At 73.3% G+C, this 12,901-nt stretch carries 7 protein-coding genes; 1 reads left to right on the forward strand and 6 read right to left on the reverse strand.

Going from position 1 to position 12,901, the window contains the following annotated elements:
• Positions 1-127: 127 nt before the first annotated feature.
• Entirely contained in the window at positions 128-2,362 is a 2,235-nt protein-coding gene (locus tag ACIBVL_RS36115) for an ATP-dependent DNA helicase UvrD2 (RefSeq protein WP_399104194.1), read from the reverse strand.
• A 171-nt stretch (positions 2,363-2,533) separates the two neighbouring features.
• Here ACIBVL_RS36115 and ACIBVL_RS36120 point away from each other — a divergent pair, with 171 nt between their 5' ends.
• Complete coding sequence (locus tag ACIBVL_RS36120) at positions 2,534-2,776, forward strand: mycoredoxin (protein WP_399104196.1); 243 nt, start codon at positions 2,534-2,536, stop codon at positions 2,774-2,776.
• Positions 2,777-2,830: 54 nt separating this feature from the next.
• Here the strand turns inward: ACIBVL_RS36120 and nudC are convergent, their stop codons facing one another.
• From nudC to ACIBVL_RS36145, 5 genes are all read right to left on the reverse strand, one after another.
• Positions 2,831-3,775: an NAD(+) diphosphatase gene (gene nudC / locus ACIBVL_RS36125; RefSeq protein WP_399104198.1), complete on the reverse strand. Its 945-nt coding sequence runs from the start codon at positions 3,773-3,775 to the stop codon at positions 2,831-2,833.
• Positions 3,776-3,925: 150 nt separating this feature from the next.
• Entirely contained in the window at positions 3,926-5,338 is a 1,413-nt protein-coding gene (locus tag ACIBVL_RS36130; RefSeq protein WP_399104200.1) for a dipeptidase, read from the reverse strand.
• Between the two features lie 10 nt (positions 5,339-5,348).
• The gene (locus tag ACIBVL_RS36135; RefSeq protein WP_399104202.1) at positions 5,349-8,891 is read right to left on the reverse strand and encodes an ATP-dependent helicase; all 3,543 of its coding nucleotides are present in this window, start codon (positions 8,889-8,891) and stop codon (positions 5,349-5,351) included.
• Between the two features lie 103 nt (positions 8,892-8,994).
• Complete coding sequence (locus ACIBVL_RS36140) at positions 8,995-12,315, reverse strand: ATP-dependent helicase (protein WP_399104204.1); 3,321 nt, start codon at positions 12,313-12,315, stop codon at positions 8,995-8,997.
• Between the two features lie 159 nt (positions 12,316-12,474).
• Positions 12,475-12,861 (reverse strand): MGMT family protein, encoded by a 387-nt coding sequence (locus tag ACIBVL_RS36145; RefSeq protein WP_399104206.1) that lies wholly within the window; start codon positions 12,859-12,861, stop codon positions 12,475-12,477.
• Positions 12,862-12,901 lie beyond the last annotated feature (40 nt).

The raw sequence follows: 12,901 nt of genomic DNA on the forward strand, positions 1-12,901 counted from the left end.
GCGTCTCGGGGGACCGGGGGTGAGCCCAGCCCGACGGGTATGCAAGTACAGCACAGAATCAGGGCCTTCGAGAAGGCCGCCGTTCCCGTGTGCAAGAACCTATGGGGATTGCTGGGGCATGCGCAAACTATTTTTTCGACGAGTTCGCATCCATGCCCGTCCCGTCCCCTTCTTCCTCGTCCGCGAGCTGTTGGCCTGCGCAGATGGCCAGGACATCGGCTCCGTAGCGGTTGAGCTTGCGCACTCCGACGCCGGGGATCCGCGCGAGTTCGCCCGCGTCGTCCGGGACGGTCTCGGCGATCGCCATCAGCGTCTTGTCGGTGAAGACGCAGAACGCGGGCTGTCCATTGCGCCGGGCCTGCACCGCTCGCCACTCCCGCAGCCGCTCGTAGATCCCCTCGTCCATGTCGGAGGGGCAGCCCTCACAGCGCATCAGCTTCATCTCGCCGGCGTCGGTCAGCGTGCGCCCGCAGACCCGGCACCGGGCCGGGGTGCGCTGGGTCCGGCGCGGCACGGCCGCAGCACCCACGGCGGCGCCGCCGTAGCCGCGCTCGATGCCCCCGGAGGCTCCGCCGCCCCGGGCGGCTCCCGTCCCGGAGCCGGGGCGCAGTCCGTCAAGGAAACGGCTGGGACGGCGGCTCGGACGTCCGCCGGGTGAGCGGGCGAGCGCCCAGGAGACATGAAGGCGCTCGCGGGCCCGGGTGACCCCGACGTACAGGAGCCGGCGCTCCTCCTCGACCTGCTCGTCGGTCCTGGCGTAGGTGATCGGCATCATGCCCTCGGCGATGCCGACCAGGAAGACGACGTCCCACTCCAGGCCCTTGGCCGAGTGCAGGGAGGCGAGGGTGACGCCCTGGACAGTCGGGGCGTGCTGGGCGTTGGCCCGCTCGTCCAGTTCGGCGACCAGGTCGGCGAGGGTGGCGCCGGGGCTGGCGGCCGCGAAGTCCTGTGCGAGGTTGACCAGGGCGGCCAGTGACTCCCAGCGCTCCCTGACGGCCCCGGAACCGGCCGGTGGCTGGGGAGTCCAGCCCTCGCCGGAGAGGACGGCACGCACCTGCGAGGGCAGGTCGACGGTGTCCTCCAACAGGGTGTCGTTGCCGCCGAAGCGGGCCGCGCCGCGCAGGGCCACTCCGGCCTTGCGCACCTCGGGCCGGTCGAAGAAGCGCTCGGCGCCGCGCAGCTGGTAGGGGATGCCGGCGTCGGCGAGGGCCTGTTCGTAGGTCTCGGACTGTGCGTTGGTGCGGAACAGGACGGCGATCTCCGCGGCGGGGACCCCGGCGGCGAGGAGCTCGCGGATGCGGCGGGCGGCCCCCTCGGCCTCGGCGGGCTCGTCGGTGTACTCGGCGTAGACGGGCTCGGGTCCCGCCTCGCGTTGGGAGATCAACTCCAGGCGGTGGTCGGCGGCGCGGCCGCGGGCCTGGGAGAGCAGGCCGTTGGCGAGGTGGACGACCTGGGGGGTGGAGCGGTAGTCACGGACCAGCTTGACGACGGTGGCGCCGGGGTGGCGGGTGCGGAAGTCGAGGAGGTGGTCGGGGGTGGCGCCGGTGAAGGAGTAGATCGTCTGGCTGGCGTCGCCGACCACGCACAGGGTGTCCCGGTCGCCGAGCCACAGCTCCAGCAGACGTTGCTGGAGGGGGCTGACGTCCTGGTACTCGTCGACCACGAAGTGCTGGTACTGGGCGCGGACCTGTTCGGCGATGTCGTGCCGGTCCTGCAGGACGGCGACGGTCAGCAGCAGGACGTCCTCGAAGTCGATGACGCCGCGGTCGCGCTTGAGGTCCTCGTAGGCGGCGTAGAGCTGGGCGATCTCCGCGCGGTCGCGGGGGGCCTCTCGGCCGGCCTTGGCGGCGGCGAGGGCGTAGTCGGCGGGGACGGTCTGGGTGACCTTGGACCACTCGATCTCCGCGGTGACGTCCCTCAGCTCGCCCCGGTCGAGGCGGATGCGGCAGGCGGCGGCGGCGTCGGCGACGAGCTGGATCTTGCGGTCGACGAGTCGGGGCAGCGAGCCACCGATTGCTTTCGGCCAGAAGTACTGCAGCTGACGCAGGGCCGCGGAGTGGAAGGTGCGGGCCTGGACACCCTGGGCGCCGAGCTGGCGCAGCCGACCACGCATCTCGCCGGCGGCTCGGTTGGTGAAGGTGACGGCGAGCACGCTGGAGGGCTGCAGGATGCCGGCGCGCACGCCATAGGCGATGCGGTGGGTGATCGCGCGGGTCTTGCCCGTGCCGGCTCCCGCCAGCACGCACACCGGACCGTGCAGGGAGGTGGCCACCTCGCGCTGCTCGGGGTCGAGCCCTTCGAGCACCGCGTCGGCCGAGTCAGGTACCCGCGGGAAGAGGGGGGAGTGCGTTGCTGCTGTCACATGGCCATGCTGCCAGGTCGGCGGAGACGGCCGAGCCGGTTGTCCACAGGCGGGGCATCGCAGTCATATGAATGCGGCGTGCAGCACGCCCCGGGAATGGTGGCCCTTTCAAGTACGTTCACACTCTGCGAGCACCTGTCGTCCCCGACCCGTCGAAGGAGCACACGAGACATGCTGGGCACTGTGACGATGTACAGCACCACGTGGTGCGGCTACTGCCAGCGGCTGAAGAAGCAGATGGACCGCGAGGGCATCGCGTACACCGAGATCAACATCGAGCAGGACCCGGAGTCCGCGGCGTTCGTGGAGAAGGCGAATGGCGGAAACCAGACGGTGCCGACCGTGCTGTTCGCCGATGGTTCGACGCTGACGAACCCGTCGCTGGCGCAGGTGAAGCAGAAGATCGGCGCGTAGGCGGTTCACGCAGGCAGGAGGGGCGTCCCGGAGCGGGGCGCCCCTCCTGCGTCGTCAGACGAAGCTGCGTGTCGGCAGCGGCTTGCCGTACCAGAGCTCGATCAGGCGGGCCGCGATCGAGATGCCGTAGGGCGGCAGGACCTCGCCGGACTCGAAGGCGGCGCCCAGCTCGTCGCGGGAGAACCAGCGTGCCTCGTGGATCTCGTCGCCGTCGACGTCGATGTCGGTGGAGGTGGCGCGGGCGACGAAGCCCAGCATGAGGCTGGACGGGAACGGCCAGGGCTGGCTGGCGATGTAGTCGACCTGCCCGACGGTGATGCCGGCCTCCTCGAAGACCTCGCGGCGCACGGCCGCCTCGATGGACTCGCCGGGCTCCACGAAGCCGGCGAGGGTCGAGAAACGGCCCTCGGGCCAGTGCACCTGGCGGCCGAGGAGGATGCGGTCGTCCTCGTCGGTGACGGCCATGATCACCGCGGGGTCGGTGCGCGGGTAGTGCTCGGCGCCGCACGCGGGGCAGCGGCGGATGTGGCCGGCCGCCGCGATGACCGTGCGTTCGCCGCAGCGCGAGCAGAAGCGGTGGGTGCGCTGCCAGTTCTCCAGGCCGACCGCGTGCACCATCAGGCCGACGTCCCGCGGCGACAGCAGCAGTCCCGCCTCGCGCAGCCCGGCCGGGCGCGCGGACTGGTCGATGCGGCCGGGCAGGGCGTCCTTCTGGAGGGCGAAGTATCTGACGCCGTCCTCGTCGGTGCCCAGGAAGTAGCGGTGCGCCTCGGTGAGGGGGGCTTCGAAGGAGGGCGTCATGACGAGTTCGGTCCGGCCCTCGGGCGTCTCGTCGATGAGGACCTGGCCGCCGGAGACGACGAAACAGCGCGTCGTGGGGTGGCTCCACGCCGCGGCGAGCCAGGCCTCGTCGAGCCGGTGGTGGGCGGCCCGGTCGATGCCGCTCGGGGCGGTGAGCGAGATGGGCCGGTCGGCGTTCTGGTCGGTCCAGGTGGTCACGGGTGCTTCCAACTCCCCCGGTGGAACGGTTGATTCGGCGGGCGGTTCAGCGGGACGTGCGGGAGGGGGCGACCGGGTCCGGTGCGGCGCTGCGGTGCGGTCTTTCCAGTGTGCGCCGCGCGCAGACCCGCTCCGGGCCGAGCGGGGTTGTCAGGGCGCATGGCGCCAGTTCTCCGCCAGGTCGCCCCAGAGGTGGGCGGTGGTCTCGACGCCTTTGAGAAGGAGGTCCAGCTCGACCTTCTCGTCCGGGGCGTGCCAGCCGTCCGAGGGGACGGAGATGCCCAGGAAGAGCACGGGGGCGCCGAGGACCTCCTGCAGGTCGGCGGCGGGTCCGGAGCCGCCCTCGCGGGTGAAGCGGACGGGCCCTTCGAAGGCGCGGCCCATGGCGCGGACCACGGACTGCAGGGCGGGGTGGTCCAGGGGGGTCAGGCACGGGCGCGTGGCCGGGCTGAACGCGATCTCGTGACGGATCCCGGCGGGGATCTGCGCGGCGGCCCAGGCGCGGACGGCCTTCTCGACGTGCTCGGGGTCCTGGCCGGCGACCAGCCGGAACGACAGCTTCACGAAGGCCGAGGACGGGATGATCGTCTTGCTGCCGGGGCCCTGGTAGCCGCCGCCGATGCCGTTGACCTCGGCGGTGGGACGGGCCCAGATGCGCTCCAGGGTGGTGTGTCCGGCCTCGCCGTGGGTGGCGTGCGACTTGGCGGTGCGCAGCCACTCGTCCTCGTCGAAGGGCAGCTCAGCGAAGAGTTCGCGCTCGCGGTCGGTGAGCTCGACGATGCCGTCGTAGAAGCCGGGGACGGCCACGCGTGCGTGCTCGTCGTGCAGGGCGGCGACGAGGCGGGCTGCCGCGGTGGCCGGGTTGGGCACGGCTCCGCCGAACGAGCCCGAGTGGATGTCCTGGTCGGGGCCGAGGAAACGGATCTCGCACTCGGCGAGACCGCGCATGCCCGTGCACACGGTGGGGGTGTCCTCGGACCACATGCCGGTGTCGGAGACGATCACCGCGTCGGCGGCGAGCCGCGCGGTGTGCTCCTCGACGAGGGCGCGGAAGTTCGGGCTGCTGGACTCCTCCTCGCCCTCGATCAGCAGCTTGAGATGGACGGCCGGGGTGGTGCGGCCGGTGGCCGCGAGGTGGGCGCGCACGCCGAGGGTGTGGAAGAAGACCTGGCCCTTGTCGTCGGCCGCTCCGCGCGCGTAGAGGCGGTTCTCGCGGATGACGGGCTGGAAGGGGTCGCTGTTCCAGCCGTCCTCGCGGGCGGCCGGCTGCACGTCGTGGTGCCCGTAGACCAGGACGGTGGGCGCCCCGGGATCGTCCGAGGGCCACTCCGCGTAGACGGCGGGGGCGCCGGGGGTCTGCCAGACCTCGGCGGTCGGGAAGCCGGTCTCCTTCAGCTTGGCGGCGAGCCAGTCCGCGCTGCGCCGTACGTCGGGGGCGTGGTCGGGCTGGGCCGACACCGACGGGATGCGCAGCCACTCGGCGAGGTCGTCGAGGAAGGCGGCGCGGTGCTGCTCGATGTACGTGCGGACGGCGCTGACGGCACTGTCAACGGGATGGCTCATGGTCACGAGCCTATCGGCCCGCGCCGGCATCCTCGCCGGGCGGTCGGGCACGCTCTTCCCGCACGCCCGGTCCCGCGTCGTCGTCGGCGGGGGCTTCCTCTCCCGTCAACAGGCGCTCCAGGGCGGCACGATCGGGCAGTCCGTCGGGCCGTACGACCTCGCCGGTGCGCACATAGAGGAACGCCGCTGTGACGGATTCCACGGGCACACCCTGCTGCTCGGCCCAGGCAAGCCGGTAGAGGGCGAGCTGGAGCGGATCGGCGGTGCGGGCGCGGTGGGTCTTCCAGTCGACGATCTCGTACGTCGCCGTGGGGCCGTCGCCCTCCCTGTAGACGGCGTCGATACGGCCCCGTACGACGCGGCCGGCGAGGGCGAGCTGGAAGGGGGCCTCGACGCGGTGGGGGGTGCGGTGGGCGTACTCGGTGCGTTCGAAGGCCTCCTTGAGGTCTTCCAGGTCGCGTTCGTCGGCGATCTCGGCGTCGGCGCCGGGAAGTTCGTCCGGTTCCAGGAGCGGAAGCGTCAATTCCTCGAAGCGGGCCTCCACCCAGGCGTGGAACCGGGTGCCACGGCGGGCGGCCGGTTGCGGGGGGCGCGGCATGGGGCGCGCGAGTTCCTGTGCGAGACCGTCCGGGTCGGCGGCCAGGCGCAGCAGCTGTGAGGCGGTCAGTGTCGTCGGGAGGGGTACGTCGGTGACGCTCCGGCGGGTGCGCAGGAGTTCTCCGGCGAGCGCGTCGAGGTCACGGTCCCAGGAGGCGACGGCGCGGGCCTCTTCGGGCGTGAGGGAAGCCTGTCGGGGGCGCGCGGCAGGAGGCTCGGGGGCTGTGGCCTGGTGGGGGACAAGGGGGCGGGTGGGGGTCCAGTCGTCCCAGTCGGCGGGGTTCTCGGCGAGGTCCGCGGGCCTCTCGTCGAAGTCGGCGAACTCGGTGTCCGGGTCGTCGTCGAAGGGATCGGCCTCCTCGTAGGGGGGCTCGTCCTCGTCGGGCGGTGGGGGCCAGTCCGGGTCGTCGTACGTGTCCGGGTCGTGCGTGGCGGCGGGGTGGCCGTCCTCGTGGCGGGCGAGGGCGTCCAGGTGGGCGAGGACGGTCTCGGCGGCGGCGCGGCGGCGGGCGAGCGCGGCGTCGTCCAGAGGCAGCGGCCAGACCTGGTCGGCGGTCGCCCGGTGCAGGGTGGGGTTCTCCTCGTCCTTCTCCGGTGCGTCCGCCCAGGCCTCGATCTCGCCGTACCCGGCCGCGCAGTGGTCGTACAGGGCCTGGAGGAAGTCGGAGGGGCCGCGGGGCTTCTTCTGGGTGGGGCCCCACCAGTGGCCGGAGCCGAGGAGCAGGGAGCGGGGGCGGGTGAAGGTGACGTAGCCGAGGCGGAGTTCCTCGGTGTGCTGGTGGTCCTTCATGGCTTCGTGGAAGGTCTTCATGCCCCGGGAGTCCCAGGAGTCGATGTCGGGGAGCGTGTCGGCGTCGCCGCGCAGTCCGTGCGGCAGCACCTTGGCCTGGGCGGTCCACTTCTCCCGGCCTTGGCCGCTGGGAAAGGTGCCGGTGACCAGGCCGGGGACGGCGACGACGTCCCATTCCAGGCCCTTGGACTTGTGCGCGGTGAGCACCTTGACGGTGTTCTCGCCGCCGGGCAGGGCGTTGTCGAGACCCTTCTCGTACTGGGCGGCGGTGCGCAGGAAGCCCAGGAAGGCGAGCAGACTGGCCTCCTGCTCACCGGCGGCGAAGGAGGCGGCGATGTCGAGGAAGTTCGACAGGGTCTCCCGGCGGCGGGCGGCCAGCGCGTGCGGGGACGCCGACAGTTCCACCTCGAGGCCGGTGACGGCGAGGACGCGGTGCAGGACGTCCATCAACGGGTCGGACAGGGAACGGCGCAGGTCGCGCAGTTCGGTGGCGAGCCGCGCGAACCGCACGCGCGCGTCCGGTGAGAAGGGCAGACCGTCGTCCTCCGCACCGCCCAGGGGTGTCTCCAGGAACGTGTCGAGGGCGTCCGCGAGGGATATCACCTCGGACGGGTCGACCCCTTCCACGGCCTCGGCGAGCCTGCGGTCCGGGTCGTCGCCGTCGTCCCCGCGCGCGTGGGCGACGAGGAGCCGTGCCCGCCGGCCCAGGAGGGCGAGGTCGCGCGGGCCGATGCGCCAGCGCGGGCCGGTGAGCAGCCGGACCAGGGAGGCGTTGGCGCCGGGGTCCTGGAGGACCTCGCAGACGGCGACCAGGTCGGCGACCTCCGGCAGGTGCAGCAGTCCGGAGAGACCGACGACCTCCACGGGCACGTCCCGTGCGACCAGAGCGCCCTGGATCTCCGCGAAGTCGGTGGCCGTACGGCACAGGACGGCGATCTCGCCGGGCGCCTTGCCGGTGTCGACGAGGTGGGCGACGGAGTCGGCGATCCAGTCGATCTCCTCGGCGTGGGTGGTGAGGAGCGCGCAGCGGACCAGTCCGTCGCGTTCGGCGCCGGGGGCGGGGCGGAGGGCCTCCACGCCCGCGTGCATGGCGCGCAGGGGTTCGGCGAGGCCGTTGGCGAGGTCGAGGAGGCGGCCGCCGCTGCGGCGGTTCTCGCTGAGCGCCTGGCGGGTGGCGGGCCAGCCGTCGGCGTGGGCGAAGTGCTCGGGGAAGTCGTCGAGGTTGGCGACGGAGGCGCCGCGCCAGCCGTAGATGGCCTGGCAGGGGTCGCCGACGGCGGTCACGGGGTGGCCGGTGCCGCCGCCGAACAGTCCGGCCAGGAGGATGCGCTGGGCGACGGACGTGTCCTGGTACTCGTCCAGGAGGACCACGCGGAACTCGTCGCGCAGGATCCGGCCCACCTCCGGTACCTGGGCGAGCTGGGCGGCCAGGGCGATCTGGTCGCCGAAGTCCAGCAGATCGCGTTCGCGTTTGGCCGTGCGGTAGCGCAGCACCAGGTCGGCCAGTTCGCGGCGGGCCGAGGCCGTCTCGGGCACCTTCCGAAGATCGGCGTTGGTCAGCTCGGCGCCCTCCAGGGTGCGCAGCAGTCCGGCGTCCCAGGTGCGCAGGTCCTCGGGGCGTACGAGGTGTTCGGCGAGCTCGGAGTCGAGCGCGAGGAGGTCGCTGACCAGGTCGGCGAAGGAGCGCGTGAGCGAGGGGTAGGGGCCGGGGGCTTCGCGCAGCACTCGCGCGGCGAGCTGGTAGCGGGTGGCGTCGGCGAGGAGGCGGGACGTCGGTTCCAGGCCGATGCGCAGGCCGTGGTCGGTCAGCAGACGGCCCGCGAAGGCGTGGTACGTGGAGATCACCGGTTCGCCCGGCGGGTTGTCCGGGTCGATGACGTCCGGGTCGGTCACGCCCGCCCTGACGAGCGCCTTGCGGACGCGTTCGGCGAGTTCGCCGGCGGCCTTGTTGGTGAAGGTCAGGCCGAGGACCTGTTCCGGGGCGACCTGTCCGGTGCCCACCAGCCACACGACGCGCGCGGCCATCACGGTCGTCTTGCCCGACCCGGCTCCGGCCACGATCACCTGCGGGGCGGGCGGCGCGATGATGCAGGCCGTCTGCTCCGGGGTGAAGGGGATCCCGAGGAGCTCTTTGAGCTGCTCGGGATCGGTGATGCGGGCGGGCATGGGGAGAGGCTAGCGGCGGCCTCTGACAGTCGATGACACATCGCCCACCGTCACCTGAAGAAGCACAGGTCAGCATGGGCGGTGCAGTCGGTCACACGCCCCGTCACTCCACCACGTGCCGTCCCTCCGGCCGCGCGCTGCACGACGCCCGGAACGCGCAGTGCGTGCAGTGCTGGCCGGCACTCGGGGTGAACCGCTCGTCGAGGACCTTGCCGGCCGCCGTGGCGAGCAGTTCGCCGACCCATTCGCCTTCCAACGGCTCCTGGGCCTGAACCTTGGGGAGGGTCTCGCCGCCGTCCTTCCTGGCGGCGCCCTGCCGGAGCTGGACGAGCTCGGCGCCGCCCGGCTCGGGCCGTACGCCGCCGAAGGCCTCGTCGACGGCGCCCTCGTGGACCGCGAGCTGGTAGACGGCGAGCTGCGGGTGGCGCTCCACCTCGCGCGCGGTCGGCGCCTGCTTGCCGGTCTTGAAGTCGACGACATAGGCGCGGCCTTCGCCGTCCGCCTCTACGCGGTCCATCTGACCGCGGATGCGTACCTCGTAGTCGCCCGCGTCGAGGGTGACGTCGAAGTCGTGCTCGCTGGCGACGGGGGTACGCCCCGTGCGGTCCATGACATGCCACTTCAGGAAGCGTTCGAGCGCCATGCGGGCGTGCTCTTTCTCCTGCGCGGACTTCCAGGGCGCGTCGAAGGCGAGCGCGTTCCACACGGAGTCGAGACGCTCCATGAGGACGTCGAGGTCGGCCGGGGTGTGCCCGGAGGCGACCTCGTCGGCGAGGACGTGTACCACGTTGCCGAAGCCCTGGGCGACGGTGGCGGGGGCGTCGGCCTTCACCTCGCGGCCCAGGAACCACTGCAGGGCACAGGTGTTGGCGAGCTGGTCGAGGGCGCTGCCGGAGAGCACGACGGGCTGGTCGCGGTCGCGCAGCGGCATCTTGCTCTCGGTCGGCTCGAACATGCCCCACCAGCGGTAGGGGTGCGCGGACGGCACCAGCGGGCGGCCGTCCTCGTCGGCGAGCGCGGCGAGGCGCGCGAGGCGGCGGGCGGCGGCCTCTCTGAGGGCGGCGGAGGCGCGCGGGTCGACGGTCGTGGCGCGCAGTTCGGCGACGAGCGCGGCGACCGACAGGGGGCGGCGGGGGCGGCCGGTGACGTCCCTGGGTGCGACGCCGAGTTCGGTGAGGAAGCGGGAGGGCTGGTCGCCGTCGTCGGCGGGCGCCTTCACGGCGGTGACGACCAGGCGGTCACGCGCGCGTGTGGCGGCCACGTAGAACAGGCGGCGTTCCTCGGCGAGCAGCGCGCCCGGGGTGAGCGGTTCGGCGAGTCCGTCGCGGCCGATGCGGTCGGCCTCCAGGAGGGAGCCGCGGCGGCGCAGGTCGGGCCACAGGCCCTCCTGGACGCCGGCGACGACGACCAGGCTCCACTCCAGGCCCTTTGCGCGGTGGGCGGTCATCAGGCGTACGGCGTCGGGGCGTACGGCTCGGCGGGTGAGGGTGTCGGCGGCTATGTCCTCGGCCTCGATCTCGGCGAGGAAGTTCAGGGCGCCGCGGCCGCCGGTGCGCTCCTCCGCGCGCGCGGCGGTGGCGAACAGGGCACAGACGGCGTCCAGGTCACGGTCTGCGTTGCGGCCGGCCGCGCCGCCGCGCCGGGCGGCCCGCTCCAGGCGCGTGGGCCACGGTGTGCCCTCCCAGAGGTCCCACAGCGTCTCCTCGGCCGTCCCGCCGCGCGCGAGGCGTTCTCTGGCGGTGGCGAGCAGCGCGCCGAGGCGCTGGGCTCCGCGCGCGTACACCGGGTCGTGCGTGACGAGCCGTTCCGGCTCGGCCAGGGCACGCGCGAGGAGCTCGTCGGAGGGCGGCGGCAGCGGGTTGCCCGCGGCGCGCTCCTCCTCGCGCAGGGCGCGTCCCAGGCGGCGCAGGTCGGCGGCGTCCATGCCGCCGGCGAGGGGGGAGGCGAGGAGGGTGAGGGCGGTTTCGGTGTCGAGCCAGCACGGGGGCGGCTCCTCGGAGGGGGGCTCTCCGCCTTGGGGCTGCCCGGCGGCCTCCGCCGTCGCCACTGCCCGCAAGGCCGTCAGCAGGGGTGCCACCGCCGGTTCGTGGCGCAGGGGCAGGTCGTCGCCGTCGATGTCGAGGGGGACACCGGCGGCCGTGAGGGCGCGGCGGACCGTCGGGATCGTGCGGGAGCCGGCGCGGACCAGGACGGCCATCTCGCCCCAGGGCACGCCGTCCTCGAGGTGTGCGCGGCGCAGGATGTCGGCGACGTTGTCCAGTTCGGTGCCGGGGGTCGGGTACGTGTAGACCTCGACGCGCCCGCCCTCGCGCGCGGGGGCGAGGTCGCGGTGGGCGCGGACCTTCTCTGCCGGGAGGCGGGTCAGGGGCATGCGCTGGGTCAGCAGGCGGGTGGCGGTGAGCAGGACGGCGCCGGAGCGGCGGGAGGTGCGCAGGACCTCCACGGGTGCCGGGCGGCCGTCGGGGCGCGGGAAGGCGTTCGGGAAGTCCAGGATGCCGTTCACGTCGGCGCCCCGGAAGGTGTAGATCGACTGGTCGGGGTCGCCGAAGGCGACGAGGGTGCGGCCGCCGCCGGCGAGGGCGTGCAGCAGCCGGACCTGGGCCGGGTCGGTGTCCTGGTACTCGTCGACGTAGACGGCGTCGTACTGGGCGGCGAGCCGCTCGGCGGTCTCGCGGCGGTGGGCGAGGAGGACCGCGCGGTGGACGAGTTCCGCGTAGTCGATCACGCCGTGCAGGTCGAGGACGTCGAGGTACTCGGCGAGGAAGGCGGCCGCGGCCCGCCAGTCGGGGCGGCCGATGCGGGCGGCGAAGGCGTCCAGGGCGTCGGGGCCGAGGCCCAGCTCACGGCTGCGGGCGAGCACCGCGCGGACCTCGTCGGCGAAGCCGCGCGTGGTGAGGCAGGCGCGCAGTTCGTCCGGCCAGCGCACATGCGCGAGGCCGAGGCGCTGGAGGTCGAGCTGGCCGGCGAGCAACTCGCGGACGGCCACGTCCTGCTCGGGGCCGGACAGCAGCCGCAGCGGCTCCACGAACAGCTCGCTGTCCTGGTGGGCGCGGACCAGGGCGTAGCAGTACGAGTGGAAGGTGGTCGCCTGGGGCGCGCGGGCGGCACCCATGCGCAGCGCCATCCGGTCGCGCAGCTCCACGGCGGCCTTGCGGCTGAAGGTCAGCACCAGCACGCGCGCGGGGTCGCCGCCGCGGGCGATCCGGGCCGCCACGGACTCGACGAGCGTGGTGGTCTTGCCGGTGCCCGGGCCGGCGAGGACGAGCAGCGGGCCGGTGGCATGGTCAACCACGGAGCGCTGTGCGGCGTCCAGACGAGGGGGGTCCGTCCGGGCCGGCGGGGTACGCACCAGTCGGTAAGCGCCACGGTTCCCCTGTCGCCCCTGGGGGTGCGGCAGGCGCCTGGTGGAGGAAGAGGAGCTCACGTGGTTCGCCGGTCCTGGTGGGTGTGCTGGATGGTCGGGGGCCGCTTTCCCCGGCCCGTGCCCCTCGAACGTACGTCATGCCACCGACGTGCCCGGTTTTCCGGTTTTCCCCCGTACGGGCCACAGGGTCCCCTCCGGCGCGTCCGATGGCGGAAGCTGTCAGGTGTGACCGTCCGCGCGTTCGCCGCCGTCCCAGCGTGCGCGCCTCATGTCGAGGCGCGGCAGATGACCTTCGGCGGCCTTGCCGGCCTCCTTCAGAGGCGTGCCCTCGGCGCGGTAGTGGCCGAGGGCCCGCAGTTCGTGACCCGGCAGCAGCGCCCCGTCGGCGCGCACGACACGCCACCACGGCACGGCGCCGCCGTAGAGGGCCATCACCCGGCCGACCTGGCGGGGTCCGCCCTCTTCGAGCCACTCGGCGACGTCCCCGTACGTCATGACCCGCCCGGGCGGGATCAGCTCCGCGACCTCGAGGACCCGCTCGGCATACTCCGGCAGGGCTTGCGGGTACTCGGGGCGGGCGTCGTCCGGGCTGCTCTGCTCGCTCATCCGCCCCATCCTGCCCCACCCCACCGACATCGGGACGGTG

Origin of the sequence: Streptomyces sp. NPDC049687, from assembly GCF_044465285.1 — a bacterium.
Classification (GTDB): domain Bacteria; phylum Actinomycetota; class Actinomycetes; order Streptomycetales; family Streptomycetaceae; genus Streptomyces.